A 19,215-nucleotide genomic window follows, 5' to 3' on the forward strand; every position below is an offset into this window, starting at 1 on the left:
TCTTTGACAATAAATATACCGAGCATGGGGAATATAAAAGCAGCATGCGTTGTTTGCATGCATCATTTCCCATGTGGAGTGGGGCGGAGTGAAGGCGTTTATCAAGCACGGCTTGATGCTTTTATATAGCGCGGAGGGCTTGCCCGAAGCTGACCATTGCCAGACACCAATTTGGGTTTTTACTTTTTAAGAAAAAGTAAAACAAAAAATCGAAAGCCCTAGCAGAAATGCAAGGGCTTTTTTCATTTTAAACTGATTTATTTGGCTTCATATATCAAACCTCTCAGTTTTTACATAAACCACTTCTCATAATGAGTAAGATCATAGATTCTATTAGAACCATTGGTCATAATTTAAGTTTTTAGTTCTCTGTCTTTTTTGAAGCTTAGTTTTCATCATTAGACATGTGCTGATAATGGAATGTATTTATGCGAGCACTGATCCTTGTAAATGTTTTTTTTGCCTTAATTTTAGGGGCATTTTTAGTATTGCCTATTACTTCCAACTGGGCTTGGTTAGGATTAATCACAGCTTGGTGTGTTGGTGAAGGTCTATTAGCAAGAGATAAGAATATTAAGTGGTGGCACTTTGCGTTGCTATTTGGGGTGTTGGGCCTATTAGAGATAGCCTTGATTATTTATGCCAGTGCTTGGCAGCAATATTAACAAAAGCCGATGAGAGCGCATCGGCTATTATGTTCGCTAATGGGTTATTAGAATGAATATCTAACACCGACTATCCAAGTGCCATATCGTTCACGGTCTTTACCACTTCGGCTGTAGCTGTACCCAGTTTGTAAACCCAAATTATCAGTAAGTTCAAAATTGCCTGTGGCCGAGAAATAATTTTCGTCGTTTAAGCGATGATACATGAGATCTAACTCTCCCCATGTGCCTAACCCTGCTTTAAAACCAGCTTCACCATAGAATCGGAGCCTGCTTTCATCTGATTTTGTATCATTTGTAGGAGGATCCATTAACCGAATTGAGGTTGTGAAGTCGTCTTTTACATTGGCGATACCTACAGCGCCGAGTACATCAATGTTATCAGTGACGGGGGCGTACATGCCTACTAGGCCTCCTAAGGTTGTAGAATTGCCATCAACACCATAGGATTGCATTCCATAGTCTTTACTATCATCAATTTTTAAGCGGTCAGCCACACCTTTAAGATATAGTCCTTCATACGGAGAGTATTGAACTGTGATGCCGAATCCTTTGGTAGACAAATCGGGCTTTTGATTTACGTCAGGCGCTTTAAATTCGGTCTTACCGAATAGGCCTGTTACTTCTGCATAGCTATAATTAAATGTTTCAGCACTTGCCATTAGTGATGTGAGGGAGACGCTCAAGCAAGTTGCTACAAGGCAAATTTTGGACAATCTATTCATGCAACATAACCTCTGCTGTGTTGGATTAAATTCAATAAGATATATTGATAACGATCTCAGTCGGTTTAGTTAGTTTAAGCCTGATTGCTTAACTGACACTTACAACAGCGCATAATTTGAAGTTAAACTGCAGAGCTAAAGCATCGCGGCGTTTTATTTGTGCTATTTATGGGGTTTAACTTACTTGCTAGGAACAAAATGTGTTCTGTTATTGACGACTCTATCTTTGACTATTCACTTTAGTTCGCCAGTTTCGTAAACGGTCTCAATTCGCTACAATCAGAGAAAATAACTTAGGAACACTTCCCCAATGTCTGTCACTTTACATAACCCAGATTGGTCTTTGCAGGACACCTTACCAGATTTATTGATCGCTAAATTATCTCACTTAGGCATTATCTCTGGTGAAGGCCAGCAAGCATCAAGCTTTCTTCACGGTCAAGTGACCGCTGATGTCACAGGTTTGTCTCAAGACAATTGGGTGTGGGGCGCACATTGCGATCCAAAAGGAAAAATGCTGGCAAGCTTTAGGTTAGTAAAGGCTAAAGAACAGTTTTTAATGCTAATGCCAAAGAGTACCGTTGCCGCAGATTTACCACAGCTTCAGAAATATGCGGTATTCAGTCAAGTAACCTTAGACGATGCTAGCAATCAGTGGGAAATTTTTGGTGTGGCTGGGGTGAAAGCTGAGGCTTTTGTATCTGAGCGTTTTGGTGAAATTAGCTCAAAAGTCACTGTTGTTAACGATGGCTTAATCATTAAAGATAGTGAAAGGTTCCTTATTTTAGTGCCTACAGGCACGGCTTCGGAGATATTTTCTGAGCAAAAGGTTTATGAATCTAGCAGTTGGCAAGCGCTTGAAATAGCCGGTGGTTACCCTAATGTGTCTGCGAATCACAGTGGTGGGTATATTCCTCAAATGTGTAATTTACAGGCGCTAGGTGGCATAAGCTTTACAAAGGGCTGTTATATGGGGCAGGAAACCGTAGCAAGAATGAAGTATCGTGGCGGGCTTAAACGCGCCTTATTCATTTTAGCGGGCAAGGTTACAAGCCAATTAAATAAAGATGCTTTTTTAGAAGTCGAATTAGAAAGTGGTTTTCGTAAAGCCGGTAATATTATCGAGTATGTACAGCGTGGCAATGAAGTTCGATTGACGGCAGTATTAGCGAATGATACTGAAATGGATGCGCAATTTAGAGTGGCAGGTGATTTAGACAGTGAGTTGACACTATTACCTTTGCCCTATTCATTAGACGACGAGTAATCATAAGTATTGCAGTGGAGGAGAATATGGGTTTATCTACCTCGCAAATTAAGCATTACCAAACGCAAGGCTTTTTGTGTCCTATTGTTGCACTATCGAAACAAGAAAGTCATCGTTTACGTTCATCGTTAGAGGCTATCGAGCAGCAGCAAGGTAACGCATTAACTCGTGGGCAATGCAATAAATCCTATTTACTCTTTGATTGGGCAGATGAAATTGTGCATCACCCTAATATTCTTGATGCCGTTGAGTCGTTGATTGGTCCTGATATTTTATGTTACATGAGTAACTTATTTATCAAAGAGGCACAAAGTGAGGCCTTTGTCTCTATGCATCAAGATGCTCAATATTGGGGGATTGAAGCTGATGATGTGGTAACAGTTTGGTTGGCGTTAAGTCCTGCGACAGAAAAGTCGGGTGCGATGAAAGTATTGCCTGCCAGTCACCACACCTTATTTGATCAAGAAAATACCTATGCTAAAGGTAATTTGCTGTCTCGAGGGCAAACCATTGCCGATAAGCACATCGCGGATCAACAAGCGGTTACATTGGAATTAGAACCCGGGCAGATGTCACTGCATCATTTTAAATTAGTGCATGGTTCAGAGCCCAACTCGTCGAATGACAGAAGAATTGGCTTAGCTATCCGTTATGTGAGCGCGGGAGCTAATAAGCTAGGCTCGCCAGAATCAGCCTTGTTAGTTCGAGGTAAAAACTATGGTAATTTTTTACTTGAAAACCGGATCACAACGCTCTCTGAAAAACAGCGAAATCGTCAACACGCCAGTGCATTAAGAAAGCAAATTCATAATTTGTTTGAACCAAGTATCGAAACAGGGGCAGCAGAGCGTCTACGATTGCAAATTATGAAACGCGCTGCCCTTGGGATCAGTTATTGGTTAACCCTAAAAAATTTAGGGTAAGTTTTGTTCTTTTTTGATTTTTAAGAACTCAATCCACTGTAGCATTTCCGGAGGTAGTTGGGGATGCGTTTCATCGAAGCCTACAGTATCAAGCAACTTATCTAATGGCACTTGCTTTCGCTTATGAATAAACACGCCACGAACATGAGCGATTGCATGTAGCCCTCTACTTGTCATAAAACGCTGCTCTAGATAAAAGTATTTTTCATCCCACCCAACAATTTTTGACTCAATCCAAAAACGTTCTAGCGGTTTAATATCTCGAATGTAAGTAAACTCAGAAGCATTGACGATAGGCATCCATTTTAGTTTGATAAATTTTTTGAGCAGTCCCATTTCCGCCATCATGTATGTTCTAGCCAAATCCATAAAGGCCGCATAACGAGAATTAGTCAGGTGAAAGTTGACATCGCAATCGCTGGGAAGAGCACGAAATTTGATGGTACTGGTATCGAGAAAGCCAATGTTGTTACAGTGTTTTATTCGCCAAATAAACAGCCAAAAAAGTCGAAAATACAGGTTCATGGAGTTCCTAGTGTTATTAAATGAAACTTAATTCCTTTTTAAATAAGAGGTTAGGCTAGCAGAGGTCGTACCAGACGGCAAGATAGCAATGATCAAAAAAAGGCGCTCATCTTGAGCGCCAAAGTGGGAATGGTCCTTTACTTCATGGATTGTTAAGCAGCAATGCCACTGTGACGCAACAATGCATCGATTTTCGGCTCACGCCCTCTAAAGCGTTTGAATAGCTCCATAGGCTCTTCAGAGCCACCCATTTCTAGAATGTTGTGTAAAAAGCTACGTCCTGTGGTCTCGTTGAAAATGCCTTCTTCTTCAAAGCGAGAGAAGGCATCGGCTGACAGGACTTCAGCCCATTTGTAGCTGTAATAGCCAGCGGCGTAGCCGCCTGCGAAAATGTGGGCGAAACTGTGCTGGAAACGGTTAAAGCTGGGAGGAACGACAACAGAGACTTGGCTTCTGACGTTATTCAGTACCTGTTGAATTTGTGCCCCTTGCTCAGGGTTAAATTGCCAATGCAGGGTAAAGTCGAATAATGAGAATTCAAGTTGACGAACCATCATCATTGCCGATTGGAAGTTTTTGGCGGCAAGCATGTTATCTAACATGGTTTTCGGTAATGGCTCACCGGTTTCGAAATGACCCGAAATATGCTCAAGGGCTTCTTGCTCCCAGCACCAGTTTTCTAGGAATTGGCTTGGTAATTCTACGGCATCCCATGGTACGCCATTGATCCCTGCTACATCCGCAACATCTATTTGAGTGAGCATGTGATGAATACCATGACCAAATTCATGGAATAAGGTGACTACTTCATCATGAGTGAATAGGGCTGGCTTACCATCAACTGGAGCATTAAAGTTACAAGTTAAGTAGGCAATAGGGTTTTGCAGTCCTGTGGAAGTCGTTCGGCGAACGCGACAATCGTCCATCCATGCACCGCCACGCTTACCGCTGCGTGCGTATAAGTCTAAATAGAAGCTGCCACGGTACTCACCTTTGTCGTCTAGAATATTGAAAAATCGCACGTCTTTATGCCACGTATCGATATCTGTCTGCTCACTAATGGTGAGTCCGAATAAACGATTTACGGTGTAAAATAAGCCGCTAAGTACTTTGTTTTCAGGAAAGTAAGGACGCAGCATTTCTTGCGATACTTGGTACTTATGTTGCTGTAATTTTTCACCGTAAAAACCAATATCCCAAGCGGCAAGTTCATAAACGTCAAATTCATCTTTGGCAAATTGCTTAAGCTCTGCCAGTTCAGCTTGTGCTTGTGGCTTTGAACGCTCGGCTAATTGGTTGAGAAAGTCCATCACTTGCTCAGGGTTTTGCGCCATTTTAGTCGCTAAAGATTTGTCGGCATAACTGTCGAAACCAAGTAATAAAGAAATTTCATGACGAAGCGCCACGATTTCATCCATTAAGGCTGAGTTATCAAATTCACCAGCATTTGGTCCTTGATCAGAAGCTCGAGTCGAAAATGCACGATAACATTCTTCTCGTAACTCTCGATTTTCGCTGTAGGTCATCACAGGTAGGTAAGACGGGAAATCAAGGGTAAATAACCAACCTTGTTGTTCATTGGCTTCTGCCATGGCTTTAGCGGCGGCAAGTGCAGAGTCAGGTAAGCCGACCAACTCAGACTCATCAGTGATCAGCTTGCTCCATGCGTGAGTTGCATCCAATAGTTGGTTGGAGAATTGACTGGTAAGTTCAGATAAACGCTTTTTGATCTCGCCGTAACGCTGTTTGGCTTCGTCTTTTAGACCAATGCCTGAAAGTTTAAAGTCGCGAATCGCATGTTCAATTACGGCTTTTTTAGACTGCGGGAATGCAGCAAATTCGTCAGAGGCTTGCAGAGCAAGATAAGCATCAAATAATCCCTGATGTTGACCAACAAAAGTACCGTAGTCAGAGAGTAGTGGTAAGCAAGCATCATGTGCCGTGCGGAGTTCATCGGTACTGACTACTGAATTCATGTGTGATACTGGAGACCAAGCTTGACTGAGTTCATCGTCCGCTTGTTCAAGCGGTGCAATTAAGCTGTCCCATGTTGGGGTACCTGCATGAGTGAGTACTTTCTCTATGGTGTCACGGCAGTGCTGAATGGCTTGTTCAATATTAGATTGTATGTGCTCAGGTTGAATATTGGAAAATTGGGGTAAGGTATCACTGGGAATTGCCGTGGTCATATATGCCCTTAATAAAAATCATGATGATAGTTCTTAAGTATGGGTAGCCTGTTAAAAAATCAAGATGTGAATCTGAACAAGAGCTGAATCACAATTTTGAAAACTCATTCTTACAAAAAATCCCGACTGCATTATAGTAGCTGTAATTAGTTTTTTAGTTGGAAATAGTGAATAAGAATGCAACTTAAGCCGTGGTTATTGCTGATTGGGACATTGGCTGTACAACAAACAGGATTTGCACAAGATACATCGTTTTATGTTGAAGGACGTTTGGACAGTCAATATGTGTCAAAAGGGCGATTACTGCTCAACGACGGTGGCGTTGCATGGGCAGAAATGGGAGCCAAAAAAGGCGCATTAAGCGGCTATGTGGCGCTGGGTCGCGGCACAGAAGAAGGCTTTACTGAGTTGGATTTAGGCATTGATTATTTATTTAAGCCTACAAAACATTTTACCGTCAAGCTTGGCTATGATTGGGTTGGAGCCAATGGTGAAAATAATTTGCGTTATCGTGGGCACGAGTTTGATGTAGTCGTGTCATATAAAGGCTTAAAATGGTTGACGCCATCATGGCGCACCATTTACGAAACCAAGTCAGATGGCTATTTCACTTTGGTTGACCTAAAAGGCAACATCGAACTGACGCCAAAATTAACATTACACCCTTATTTTCAAGAAGGTTGGGATTTTGGCTACAGTACCAAAAAACACGATGGACAAAATCATCGTGAATTGGGCTTGAAAGCCAATTATCAGTTAACTCCTCAGCTGGAGGTGAATACCTACATCGCGCATACTTGGGCGTTGGGCGACGTTAAAATGAAATACGGAAATGATGGCCGTGACCATGATGAAACCTTTGGTGGCATAACCTTGCACTATAAGTGGAAGTAATTTCTTTATAATTCGGTCTATTTGTCTTAAATCGTTTGTTAGCTATTGTTTATTCAAGAGATCAGACATAAGGTATTTGGCAAATTGCCATTAGGCCGAGTTACGGAGAAGTTTATGACCCAGCATTTTGATTATATCTGTTTAGGCGCAGGCAGTGGCGGCATTGCCTCTGCCAATCGTGCCGCCATGCGTGGTGCTAAAGTGTTGCTGATTGAAGCGCAGCATGTCGGTGGCACGTGCGTGAATGTGGGCTGTGTACCAAAAAAAGTGATGTGGTATGGCGCGCAGGTGGCAGAAGCGATTCATTTATATGCCAAAGACTACGGCTTTGATGTCAGTGTCGATAACTTTGATTGGAACACGCTGGTTGCGAGCCGCGAAGCTTATATCAAACGCATTCACGGTGCCTATGATCGCGGTCTTGAGTCTAATGGCGTGACCTTGGTTCGAGGTTATGGTCGTTTTGTCGATAGCAACACTATCGAAGTCAATGGTGAGCAATACAGTGCCGATCATATTCTAATTGCAACCGGCGGCGCACCGATGATCCCTAGTATTCCAGGCGCTGAACATGGCATCGATTCAAACGGCTTTTTCGCACTGCGTGAACAGCCAAAGCGTGTAGCCGTGGTTGGTGCAGGTTACATTGCGGTTGAGCTCGCTGGCGTTATGCAAGGGCTTGGCAGCGATACTAACCTATTTGTTCGTAAACATGCACCGCTGCGTAACTTTGACCCTATGCTTTCAGAAGCGTTAGTGGATGCCATGGGAGAAAGTGGTTTACAACTTCACACCAATAGCACACCTGAATCGGTCATCAAAAATGATGATGGTAGCTTAACGTTAAAACTCACTAATGGTGAAAGCTATGATGTGGACTGCTTAGTATGGGCGATCGGTCGTCGTCCATCGACCGATACCATTGGGCTTGAGCATACACAAGTGCAGCGAGATGAGCGTGGTTACATCATTACCGATGAGCAGCAAAATACCACTCAGCAAGGCATTTATTGTGTGGGTGATATTATGCAAGGTGGTGTTGAGTTAACCCCTGTAGCAGTCAAAGCAGGGCGTTTGCTTTCTGAGCGTTTATTTAATGGCATGGACGATGCCAAAATGGATTATACCCATATCCCTACAGTGGTATTCAGTCATCCACCTATCGGCACGATGGGTGTAACCGAGCCAGAAGCCGTGGCCGAATATGGCGCTGAGAATGTCAAAGTTTATACCTCTGGTTTTACTTCAATGTATACCGCTGTGACGGCTCATCGTCAGGCGTGTAAGATGAAATTGATCTGTGCGGGTGAAGATGGAAAGGTTGTTGGTATTCACGGCATTGGTTTTGGTATGGATGAGATCCTCCAAGGCTTTGGGGTGGCGATGAAAATGGGCGCCACCAAAGCGGATTTTGATGCGGTTGTGGCGATTCACCCAACTGGGGCTGAGGAATTTGTTACCATGACGGGTTAGTGTAGGAAAAGCAACTTACACAGGTATTTGTCTCTGGAAAATGTATACTGACTGTGCTCTATGTGTAGTCAGTATTTTCTATTTGGCTTGTTTTATTCTGTGTGGTAAATGTGCAGGAGAGTGATAAACCGCATCTTATATATAATGAAATTCACTAAAAATTTAAATATTGATAGCTAAAGTACTACAGCGCTACGAAGGATTGTCAGGATGTCGAGAGATTTCTCAGAAGATACACGAGTTAAAATTCCCACCATACTTCACCTAACTCGTCTTGGTTACAAATATCTATCGCTGAAAGAGCAAACATGGGATCAGGCAACCAATATATTCCCTGAGCTATTTACCAAATCCATATTAAAGATCAATAAAGAAATCAAAGAAGATGAAGTCGAGCGACTTCTATCTGATACAAAGCAGCTATTAGATAACGAAGACTTAGGTAAAGCTTTCTATGAAAGATTAACAGACAGATCCAACACAAAGCTGATCGATTTTGAAAACTTTAAAAACAACAGCTTTCACGTTGTTACCGAATTGACCTGTAAAAATGGTGATGATGAATTCAGACCAGATATCACCTTGCTGATCAACGGTATGCCGCTGGTCTTTATTGAAGTTAAAAAGCCGAATAATCATGAAGGTGTATTGGCAGAAAGAGAGCGGATCAATGTTCGTTCTCAAAATCCTAAGTTTAAGCGCTTTATCAACATCACTCAGCTTATGTTGTTTTCGAATAACATGCCTTACGATGATAACTGCCCTGAACCCATTCAGGGTGCATTTTATGCCAGCCCTTCATACACAAAGCCCATCTTTAATTACTTTCGAGAGGAAGAAACTTTCAATTACACTAAGCTACTAGCGCCACTGGAAGATGCAATCGAAGATGAGGTGCTAAAGGATAATAACTACACCGTTATCAAATACAGCCCCGAATTTATTGAAAACAAAAAGCCAGACGCATACACCAACCAGCTTTGTACTTCCCTGCTCAGTCCAGACAGACTTGCTTTTATGCTGCGCTATGGCATCGCTTACGTTAAAGAAACGACAGGGTTAGAAAAGCATGTAATGCGTTACCCGCAAATCTTTGCAACCAAAGCGATAGAAGAAAAACTGGATCAAGGCATAAAGAAAGGGATCATCTGGCATACACAAGGCAGTGGCAAAACCGCTCTATCTTACTTTAACGTTAAGTTTTTAACCGACTACTATCAAAAGCAAGGTGTGGTTCCTAAATTCTATTTCATTGTGGATAGAATTGACTTGCTGCTCCAAGCTCAAAGAGAGTTTACTAGCCGAGGGTTGATGGTACATGCGGTAAATTCAAAAGAAGAATTTACCAAAAGCATTAAGGCGACCAAAGTCATTCACAACGAATCAGGTAAGCCAGAAATTACCGTTGTGAATATTCAAAAGTTTGAGGATGACCCTAGCGTCATTCAAACCATCGACTATGACGTTAAAATACAGCGTCTCTATTTTCTTGATGAAGTTCACCGCAGTTACAACCCAAAAGGAAGCTTTTTAGCAAACCTGATCCAGTCAGATCCTAATGCCATTAAAATTGGTTTAACGGGTACGCCACTCCTGCTGAATGATTCAGATAAAAATTCGTTAAAAGAACCAAAAAAATTCAGCTCCAAACAAGTCTTTGGTGACTACATCCACAAATACTATTACAACAAATCTATTGCAGATGGTTACACCTTAAGACTTATTCGAGAAGAAATCGCCAGTAACTATGTGCTTGAAATGCAAGAAGCACTTAAAGCTCTGGAAGTGGCGCAAGGCAGTATTAATAAAAAAGATGCCTATGCTCATCACAAATTTGTTGAGCCAATGCTGAACTATATTGTCACCGACTTTGAAACCAGCCGAGCCACGTTTAACGATAACAGCATTGGTGCGATGGTAATTTGTGACAGTACCGCACAGGCTAGAGAGCTGTTTAATCAGTTTAATGCAGTCTATGCCCAAAAAACGTATCTAGCAGCGAAATCCAAAACGTCAGAAAAGCAGCCAGAAGTTGAAGGCATCCATGAACCTAACGCTCATTATTACAGTGAGAAACTTAAAAAAGATAACCAAGTAAAATCAGCTGCACTCATTCTGCATGATTACGGTTCAAAAGATGAGCGTAAGCTTTGGGTGGAGCAATTCAAAGCAGGCGAAATCGATATCATCTTCGTTGAGCGCATGCTACTGACAGGGTTTGATGCCAAACGCCTTAAAAAGCTTTATCTTGGTCGAGTGATAAAACAGCATAACCTCTTGCAAGCGCTCACCCGAGTGAACCGAACTTACAAGAATTTCCGCTATGGCTATGTAGTTGATTTTGCCGATATCAGCAAGGAATTTGATGCAACTAACCGAGCCTACTTTGATGAACTGCAAAGTGAATTAGGCGATGAAGCTGAAAGTTATTCAAATCTATTCAAAAGTGCTGACGAAATTAAGCAAGAAATCGATGACTTAAAAGATAAGCTATTTCAATTTGATACTGAAAATCGTGAAATATTTACCCAACAAATCAGCGAAATTTCAGACAGAAAGCAAATTATCGAGTTAAAGAATGCCCTTGAAAGCGCTAAAGAGTTGTATAATCTGATCCGCCTTCAAGGAGATGCTGAGCAGTTACAAAAGCTCGATATTGCAACCCTAAAAGCACTGTACAACGAAACCAGTGCCCACTTGCAAAACCTAAACCTGAAACTACGAATTGAGAATGAAGACGATACCTCAAATATTCTTAACGCAGCATTAGAAGACGTTATCTTCATGTTCACCAAAGTCGGTGAGCACGAGTTAAAGCTGGCAGATGAGCTTAAAAACACTCTACGGACAACTCGTGAAGCTCTAGCAGGCAATATTGACCAAGCCGATCCTAAGTTCGTCTCACTTAAAGAAGAGTTAGAACGACTCTTTAAAACCAAAAATTTAAGTGAGGTCAGCCAAGAAGAAATGGATAAAAACATTAAAGTGCTGCAAAGCATCCAGCAAAGAGTGAAAGCGCTAAATGCTGAGAATGAGCGTCTGCAAAGAAGGTACTCAGGCGATGCAAAATACGTCCGTGTTCATAAAAGGCTGAATGAAAGTAATGATGATGCTGGGCAAGATATCAAGCTAAGAACAAGTACAAAGCAAGCAAGTGAGCGTAGTATTTTCGAAGCGCTTAACAAAATCAAACAAAGAACCGATGAGCAAGTGCTAAATAGCACGCAAGTGTTACTGAATAATAGCTACTTTGACCGTACTGTTATGAAAAGCACAATACAAGAGTTCAGGGCAGAAGACATTCAACTCAATGTCGATACCGCAAAATACATAAACAACTTGTTGGTTCGAGAATACTTAAACGAATTTAATGGTGATACCCCGTGGTAGAACAAGCATTCCAAACAAAAACCAAAGAACTGATCGATAACCTAAAAGCCATTTGTGCGAGAAACGGACTAGGTAATGATGCCAGTGAGTTCAAAATCATCACGCAAGTTTTCTTGTATAAGTTGCTGAATGATAAATTCAGCTATGAAACCAAACAGATAGAACCCAAGCTAGCCACAGCTGAAAAGTGGGAACCAGCATATCTAGCATTAACTGAGGATGAGCAAGCGTTACTGACTATGCAGTTGCCTGCCAGTGCCGCTAAGCTAGAGCCAGAGCACTTTATCTCGCACCTTTTTAACCAGCAAAGTGAGCCTGATTTCGCCAAGCTCTTTGACGATACCTTACGTGCGATAGCGGTTCTAAACAGTGAAACCTTCTCGGTAATGACGGACTCAGGCGAAAAAGTCTCATTATTCGAACCCATAAGCGAATACGTTACTGTAAACAAGCGAGATGACTTTTGCCGAGCCATTATCAATACCATTGGTGAATTCAGCTTTGAGCGTATTTTTACTCAAAAATACGATTTTTATGCGGTAATTTTTGAATACTTGATCAAAGACTATAATGCTAACTCAGGCGGTAAATACGCTGAATATTATACGCCTCATGCAGTGGCTCGCATTATGGCAAGTATTCTTGTACCAGAAGCAGAGCAAGGAAAAATCAGCAACGTAAGTTGCTATGACCCTTCAGCGGGTTCAGGCACCTTGTTGATGAATGTAGCACATGCTATTGGTGAAGACCGCTGCGCTATCTTTACGCAAGATATCTCCAAAAAGTCGTCAAATCTGCTCAGATTAAATCTGATCTTAAACAACCTTGTGCACTCCATTCCAAATGTGATTGAAGGTGACACCTTACGACACCCACATCATAAAGATGGTAAAGATCTCAAAAAGTTTGATTACATTGTTTCGAATCCACCGTTTAAGTTGGACTTTAGTGAAGTCCGTGAAGAGCTAGACGGTAAAGAGCATCAAAAACGCTTTTTTGCAGGTGTGCCTAAAGTACCAGCAAAAGCCAAAGATAAGATGGCAATTTACCAGCTGTTTTTACAGCACATTATTCACTCGTTGGATGAAAATGGTAAGGCTGCGGTGGTGATCCCAACAGGCTTTATAACTGCACAATCGGGAATTGATAAAAAGATCCGCCAGCATCTTGTTGATAACAAAATGCTAGCAGGTGTGGTTTCTATGCCATCTAATATCTTTGCAACCACAGGCACCAATGTTTCCATTTTGTTTATTGACGCTAACAACGAGGATGACGTTGTACTTATCGATGCTTCGAACCTCGGAACTAAGGTGAAAGAGGGGAAAACTCAAAAGACGGTATTAAGCGCTGAAGAAGAACAGCTAATTATAGATACCTTTAATGCAAAATCTGAGGTTGAAGGTTTATCTGTCGTTGTTAGTTATAAAGATATTGAAGCCAAGAATTACAGCCTTAGTGCGGGTCAATATTTTGAAGTAAAACTTGAATATGTGGATATTACAGCTGAAGAATTTGCTGAAAAAATGGCAAGTTTTGATACTCACTTAAAAAGTTATTTTAAGGAGTCAAAAATTTTAGAGAGTGACATAACAAATCAACTGGCTGGTTTAAAGTATGAATAACACTGTTGCAAAAAGGCTTGGAGACGTTGTGACTTTCAAAAGGGGTTATGACCTTCCAGAAAAAAACAGGGTTTTAGGTGATTTCCCCGTAATTAGCTCAGCAGGGGTTTCTGGTTATCATAATGAATATAAAGTTGATGGTGAAGGCGTTGTAACAGGTCGATATGGTACGTTAGGTAACATGTATTACGTTAACGGAAAGTATTGGCCGCATAATACTGCCTTGTACGTTAAAGACTTTAAAGGTAACGATCCCAAGTACATATATTATTTATTAACTTGTTTAGGCCACATTAAGACATCAGATAAAAGTGCAGTTCCGGGAGTAAATAGAAATGAACTTCATGAAATGTCTATACCGTTTAATGAAGATAAAACCCAGCAAATCCAAATTAGAAATGTTTTAACTTCTTTAGACAAAAAAATCGAACTCAATAACAAAATCAATGCCGAGTTAGAAGCGATGGCGAAAACGCTTTATGACTATTGGTTTGTACAATTTGATTTCCCCGATGAGAACGGTAAACCCTATAAATCATCAGGCGGAAAGATGGTTTATAACAAGCAGCTTAAAAGAGAAATCCCTGAGGGATGGAAAGATGCTTCTTTGGTTGATATTGCAACTTTTACTAATGGAATTGCTTGTCAAAAACATAGACCTCTAGAGCAAGATAGATTTTACAACGTGATCAAAATTAGGGAGTTTAGCTCAGGTTTTGATGAAAAATCAGAGGTTGTAAAACAAGATATCCCAAGCAAAGTGATCGTTAATGATGGTGATGTATTATTTTCATGGTCTGCAACACTTGCTGTAAAACTCTGGTCAGGTGGTACGGGGGTTTTAAACCAGCATATTTTCAAAGTTACATCAGAAAACTACCCCAGAACATTTTACTATTTTGAGGTTCTTAAGTATTTAGAACACTTTAAAATGATGGCTGAGCTAAGAAAAACTACAATGGGGCACATAACAAAAGATCATTTAGTCGGGAGCAGAATTTGCCTACCTCCGATTGAGATTATAGAGCAAATAGACGAATGTATCTCTCCGCTGCTTAATAAGATTGTCAAAGCAAACCAAGAAAACTCAGAATTGATCTCAATTAGGGATTTCCTCCTCCCAATGCTAATGAATGGACAGGTTACCGTTACATGATCAATACCGCATTTAGGTTATTGCTGACCGTAAATGCCACCTTATTACTGGTGATCATTTACATGGTACAGAAAGGAATCACATTAGGAACCATGTTTGCAGGATGCAATTGGCTGTTAGCATTACCGAATGTGGTTTCATATTTATTATATTTTCTCGTGCCTGTAGTGCTTACAGGCTTGAGTTTATTACTGAGTTCAAATCTGGGTAAAGTTGATTTTAAACAAGGTAGTATCACCAGTATCGAGCATGCCAATAATAGCTTTCTTCCAAGCTATCTAGGTTACTTTTTTGTGGCGTTGAGCATCGGTAATTTAGAAACCTTAGCTTTTGTCTATTGCGTACTGTTTATCTTCACCTTTTTATCCCAAGCCTTGTATTTCAATCCGCTATTTTTACTGTTTAGGTATGAGTTCTACAACATCACCACCCAAAATGGCGCTGCAATTTTCTTAATCAGCAAGCGCGAATACAAAACCCCAAGCGAGATTGAGATAGATAAGGCTTATCGCATTAATAACTACACATTTATAGAAAGAGGTTAACGCTACATGGATCATGTACTGGTCAAAGTTAAGGGACTAAGAAAACAACCTTATCGCATCATGCTCTCAGACCACACGCTGTATGAACCAATTGATATTGATTTAAACGCTTGTGTGCCATACGACCCCGACCATAACTTAGATGAAGAGTCTTGGTTTAAAATTGAAAACTTCTCTCAGAAGCCCTTCTGTTTAGAGTTACTAAAAAATGATCTTAATGCCGCAGAGTATGACGTTTTGATAAAAGAACAGTTCGCCAAAATTGGAGTTATTGTTTCTGTTCAAGGCGGTAATTTTCATTTCCAAAAAATCACTAAATCCCTTTTTGTTAAAAAGAAGATGATCGCTTTCGGGGAAGTGGCAGAATTAGAAACCATCCAAGACCGACTTGTAGTGAATGAAGTCCCAGATGCTGTTTACTTCAAAGATGAAGATACGCTTGTATTTTGCAATTTATCATCAATAACCAGTATCTTCTTAGGCATAGATACTCTTTATAAAGAAGCAACCAAAGAACAGGTTGAAGAATTCCTTGACCAGCCGTTTGTTAGCCTTGAAAACGACTATGGGCTGGATAAAGTAAGTAAACCCAACCGTAAGCGCATCTCAATGGCTATGGAAAAGTTTGATCAACTTGATGAAGAACAGAAAGACCTGATGTTCGACTATATTCACGGTTATTGCGATAACATTAATTTTGATGAACAAAACAAGACCTTCAGCATCTCAAGCGATGACGATCTCAAGTACTTACTATACGGCATAGATCAACGCTTTTACACCACACCTCTTAGCCACGAAAAACGCTTAGCGAATTCTGTGCAGAATTTATAGGTAAACTCTTTTTATCAATCCATCCAGCGAACCAGTGCCAACCTAAAATGAAGTAAGAGGTGTATATGGTAATTTTAGAATGGGTAATTTTTATTGCATTACTAGTTTATTTATATCGTTTTTACATTTGGATTAAAAAGCTTTCATCAGAACAAAAAGCGCAAAACGTGGCAAATGATGAATCGCAATCTGAAAAACTGTCATGCGAAACATTATCAAATAAAGAGTCAGAAGTAACAATAAATCGACTTGAGCATCAGGTTGTATCAAAAGATAGAATAATTAAAGATCTACTGCTTAAAACTTCAGAGAGTGAGCATAAACTTGAAGAAAATGAAAAAATAATCAACAGATTAAACAGAAAGTTAGAAGATAGAAATAGAAGAATCGTATATTTGGAAGATCTTACTGATAGACTTGGTCGTGCTCTGTCTGATAGTCAACAATCACATACTGAAGAGAAGACCAGTACTGGGAATACCAAAGCTTTTAGACAAAAAAATTTGAATAAGAAAAGTTCAAGCGAACAATTATTGACAACGTACGAGTTGAAAATGAAAGAGCAGCTAAAGCATCAGTTATTAGATGATGGGCATGTTGAGATTTACGATGCCTTAGAAAATGAAACGACTATGGATTTATGCAGTGAAAAAAAGATGTTGCTAAGAAGGTATGGAGATAAAATTCGTAGAGAACATTTTAGAGACCGTCCAAATATCCAAAATGCATTAGTACAAGTAACTTCATCTGGGTGGGGAAATGAATCAGATGTGACGACTCCCGGTGCGGTAATATCATCCAGTCAGCGTGCATAATGGTAAGTGTAATTTCTCCACTTCAACGATTATGGTCAGTAATTATAAAATATGGATAAAGTAAAAAAATGGACTTATTTCAAAAGCTAAAGTACGTGAAGCCAGAGAGCCATAGGAAAATCATTGATTTAGTTAAAGAAGCTGGCGTTGATATCTCTGATTGGTCGAACTTTAAAGAAGGGACATTCGAGAGCAAAGCCTCAGTGAACCCAAAGTATTGCTACGAGTGGTCATTTGAAAATCATGAGAAAAATATCATTGTTTTGAATCTCTGGTTTGAGAATTGCGAAGTCTACAATGACAAGATAATTCAAAAATTAAACATGCGAAATGTTGCTGAAAAAGAAAGTGGTGTACGCAGCAAACGAGCTACTAAAATGGATTTTTCTTTACAAAAAGCAGCACGATTAAATTGTCCTGTTAGAGTCATTATGTGTGATGACAGTAGTGATTCTAAGCTTAAAAAATCTAAAGCCAATAAGAGATTACTTGATTCTGAGAATTGGTATGTGAAGCAGTATGACTCAGAAGGAAACTGCATTTTACAAAGAGAAGATCCCCCCTTCTTTGTTTATCGATCAGTTTACGTTACATGAAAATGAAACCAATGAAGCTAAGAAAAAAGAGGTAAGCGGTCACGTATACGAGAGAAGCCCCCAAGTTCGAAAGAGCGTATTAGAACGAGCCAAAGGAAGATGTGAATATTGTGGCGCTCAAGGCTTCAAAACTAATTCAGGCTCAATTTATCTTGAAAGTCATCATATCATTCCGTTATCAGAAGGCGGAAAAGACTCAATATCAAATGTAATTGCGTTATGTCCAAACCATCATCGAGAAGCACACTTTTCTATAAATTCAGAGAAAATGAAAGATAAACTCTTTAGTGAGATAAATATTGGTTGATTATTGTTCTGATTGAATTCGGGAGCAGGGAATTAATAAAGAGAATTTTTTTAATTAAAAATAAATGATCGATAAATATTTTTTGTTTTAATTTAATGGCTTATTTAAGTTTTGCTTAAACTGGATTTATTATAACACAATGCAAGTAGTTGATTTTGTTTGGTTTTATTTGTGATTGGTGTTGTAATTTTTTTTGGTGGGTATAAAATTGCTATTAATCGGTTGGGGTGGTCAACCACTGATTTAATTTATTATGGCTTGTTATTCACTTTTTATTTTTTGTTCTTCTTATAGTGGGATATAAAATTCTTTAGTGTTTGATTGGTTGTGTTTTTATTTTTGTAAGTGGCGAATGTTAGGTAATGAATACTAAGAATGCTAAAGAAGAATCTGTAATAACAAAAGTATATCCAACAAAAAAATATATAAATGATCAGGTGGAACTCCTATCTAACTCATTGAATTTAAATTTAATTGAATCTAGGGAGATGATTTCGTACTACCACAATTTTTCTAACTGGAATGAACTCGAATTAAGTGTGGGTAAAAGAAGTAGTGCTGTATGTGATACTAGATGTTCATTAGCTGGTACAGGCGTTTGTCATGACTGTGCAACAAAGCTTAGAAATGAAATCAAAGAGCTTTTAAATTCAAGTTGGAATAGTAATATTGAAAAATTAGAACCATTTTCAAAAGAAAAAAATACAGTTTCACATGCAATATACAACAATAAGCTGGATTGGCTTTTAGATGAAGAGGTTATTCATCTTCATTCCGCAGTTTATGAAAATAATATTCTAGTATCAGATTTATTTGAGTCGTTAGCAACTTACGACAATAACATATCAAACCTTTTTAAAGATGATGTTCAAAGAGGAATGCATTTTATAGATTATCGGCATGGTGTAAAGTTATATTGTATTAAAACAAATGTAGGCGGTGAATTAACTTTCATTATACGAGAGTTTGACTCTTTTTATTATTCTAAGAAAGGCAGGTATAGTGACTTGAAGTTTTTAAATCGAACTTGGGTTGAAAATTACGTGGTAGGCTATTTTTATAAATTATATGAACAATTGAAATCAAAATGTAAAAACGGCAAGTTAGTACTTTGCAAAGTGCAAAATAATTCATTGTTAATAAACAATGAATTGAATACGATGAATGGTATTAATCAGATAGGCAAACGATTAATTTCTGACGGTGCTGATAAATCCATTGAATCGGCGAATGATCGCAGCGGGCTCGTATTAACATTTTGATACTAATTTAATTTAAGTTTTGTC

The 19,215-nt window shown here is 39.6% G+C and carries 17 protein-coding genes; 14 read left to right on the forward strand and 3 right to left on the reverse strand.

The window, feature by feature from the left end; genetic code table 11:
• The first annotated feature begins 428 nt into the window (after nucleotides 1-428).
• Nucleotides 429-665 (forward strand): hypothetical protein, encoded by a 237-nt coding sequence (locus AC1EU0_RS18470; RefSeq protein ID WP_480304175.1) that lies wholly within the window; start codon nucleotides 429-431, stop codon nucleotides 663-665.
• 47 nt (nucleotides 666-712) lie between these two features.
• On the opposite strand, the gene AC1EU0_RS18475 is transcribed toward AC1EU0_RS18470, so the two are convergent.
• Entirely contained in the window at nucleotides 713-1,390 is a 678-nt protein-coding gene (locus AC1EU0_RS18475) for a hypothetical protein (protein WP_480304177.1), read from the reverse strand.
• Between the two features lie 310 nt (nucleotides 1,391-1,700).
• Here AC1EU0_RS18475 and ygfZ point away from each other — a divergent pair, with 310 nt between their 5' ends.
• Together ygfZ and AC1EU0_RS18485 are read left to right on the forward strand one after the other, a co-directional pair.
• Complete coding sequence (gene ygfZ / locus AC1EU0_RS18480) at nucleotides 1,701-2,657, forward strand: tRNA-modifying protein YgfZ (RefSeq protein WP_480304179.1); 957 nt, start codon at nucleotides 1,701-1,703, stop codon at nucleotides 2,655-2,657.
• Nucleotides 2,658-2,683: 26 nt separating this feature from the next.
• Nucleotides 2,684-3,580 carry a phytanoyl-CoA dioxygenase family protein gene (locus tag AC1EU0_RS18485; protein WP_480304181.1) on the forward strand — a complete coding sequence of 299 codons (897 nt, stop codon included), beginning with the start codon at nucleotides 2,684-2,686 and terminating at the stop codon, nucleotides 3,578-3,580.
• Here the strand turns inward: AC1EU0_RS18485 and AC1EU0_RS18490 are convergent.
• Together AC1EU0_RS18490 and prlC are read right to left on the reverse strand one after the other, a co-directional pair.
• Nucleotides 3,572-4,105 (reverse strand): thioesterase family protein, encoded by a 534-nt coding sequence (locus AC1EU0_RS18490; RefSeq protein ID WP_480304183.1) that lies wholly within the window; start codon nucleotides 4,103-4,105, stop codon nucleotides 3,572-3,574. The genes AC1EU0_RS18485 and AC1EU0_RS18490 overlap by 9 nt on opposite strands.
• A gap of 152 nt (nucleotides 4,106-4,257) precedes the next feature.
• Complete coding sequence (gene prlC, locus AC1EU0_RS18495; protein WP_480304185.1) at nucleotides 4,258-6,294, reverse strand: oligopeptidase A; 2,037 nt, start codon at nucleotides 6,292-6,294, stop codon at nucleotides 4,258-4,260.
• Nucleotides 6,295-6,471: 177 nt separating this feature from the next.
• Here prlC and AC1EU0_RS18500 point away from each other — a divergent pair, with 177 nt between their 5' ends.
• From AC1EU0_RS18500 to AC1EU0_RS18550, 11 genes are all read left to right on the forward strand, one after another.
• On the forward strand, nucleotides 6,472-7,188 hold the full coding sequence (locus AC1EU0_RS18500; protein WP_480304186.1) for a hypothetical protein: 717 nt from the start codon (nucleotides 6,472-6,474) through the stop codon (nucleotides 7,186-7,188).
• Between the two features lie 114 nt (nucleotides 7,189-7,302).
• On the forward strand, nucleotides 7,303-8,661 hold the full coding sequence (gene gorA / locus AC1EU0_RS18505) for a glutathione-disulfide reductase (RefSeq protein WP_480304188.1): 1,359 nt from the start codon (nucleotides 7,303-7,305) through the stop codon (nucleotides 8,659-8,661).
• Nucleotides 8,662-8,871: 210 nt separating this feature from the next.
• Nucleotides 8,872-12,051, forward strand: coding sequence for a type I restriction endonuclease subunit R (locus tag AC1EU0_RS18510; RefSeq protein WP_480304190.1), 3,180 nt, complete (start codon nucleotides 8,872-8,874; stop codon nucleotides 12,049-12,051).
• Nucleotides 12,045-13,676 (forward strand): HsdM family class I SAM-dependent methyltransferase, encoded by a 1,632-nt coding sequence (locus tag AC1EU0_RS18515; RefSeq protein WP_480304192.1) that lies wholly within the window; start codon nucleotides 12,045-12,047, stop codon nucleotides 13,674-13,676. Before AC1EU0_RS18510 ends, AC1EU0_RS18515 begins: the two co-directional genes overlap by 7 nt.
• Nucleotides 13,669-14,832: a restriction endonuclease subunit S gene (locus AC1EU0_RS18520; protein WP_480304194.1), complete on the forward strand. Its 1,164-nt coding sequence runs from the start codon at nucleotides 13,669-13,671 to the stop codon at nucleotides 14,830-14,832. Before AC1EU0_RS18515 ends, AC1EU0_RS18520 begins: the two co-directional genes overlap by 8 nt.
• Nucleotides 14,829-15,377 carry a hypothetical protein gene (locus AC1EU0_RS18525; RefSeq protein WP_480304196.1) on the forward strand — a complete coding sequence of 183 codons (549 nt, stop codon included), beginning with the start codon at nucleotides 14,829-14,831 and terminating at the stop codon, nucleotides 15,375-15,377. Before AC1EU0_RS18520 ends, AC1EU0_RS18525 begins: the two co-directional genes overlap by 4 nt.
• Before the next feature lie 6 nt (nucleotides 15,378-15,383).
• On the forward strand, nucleotides 15,384-16,211 hold the full coding sequence (locus AC1EU0_RS18530; protein ID WP_480304198.1) for an ATP F0F1 synthase synthase: 828 nt from the start codon (nucleotides 15,384-15,386) through the stop codon (nucleotides 16,209-16,211).
• 65 nt (nucleotides 16,212-16,276) lie between these two features.
• Entirely contained in the window at nucleotides 16,277-17,026 is a 750-nt protein-coding gene (locus tag AC1EU0_RS18535) for a hypothetical protein (RefSeq protein ID WP_480304200.1), read from the forward strand.
• A gap of 68 nt (nucleotides 17,027-17,094) precedes the next feature.
• Nucleotides 17,095-17,622 (forward strand): hypothetical protein, encoded by a 528-nt coding sequence (locus AC1EU0_RS18540; RefSeq protein WP_480304201.1) that lies wholly within the window; start codon nucleotides 17,095-17,097, stop codon nucleotides 17,620-17,622.
• Nucleotides 17,594-17,929 carry an HNH endonuclease gene (locus AC1EU0_RS18545; protein WP_480304203.1) on the forward strand — a complete coding sequence of 112 codons (336 nt, stop codon included), beginning with the start codon at nucleotides 17,594-17,596 and terminating at the stop codon, nucleotides 17,927-17,929. The genes AC1EU0_RS18540 and AC1EU0_RS18545 overlap by 29 nt, the downstream gene beginning before the upstream one ends.
• Nucleotides 17,930-18,291: 362 nt before the next feature.
• On the forward strand, nucleotides 18,292-19,191 hold the full coding sequence (locus AC1EU0_RS18550; RefSeq protein ID WP_480304205.1) for a hypothetical protein: 900 nt from the start codon (nucleotides 18,292-18,294) through the stop codon (nucleotides 19,189-19,191).
• Nucleotides 19,192-19,215: the final 24 nt, after the last annotated feature.

It is taken from the genome of Parashewanella sp. 2210YD4-3, from assembly GCF_056591735.1.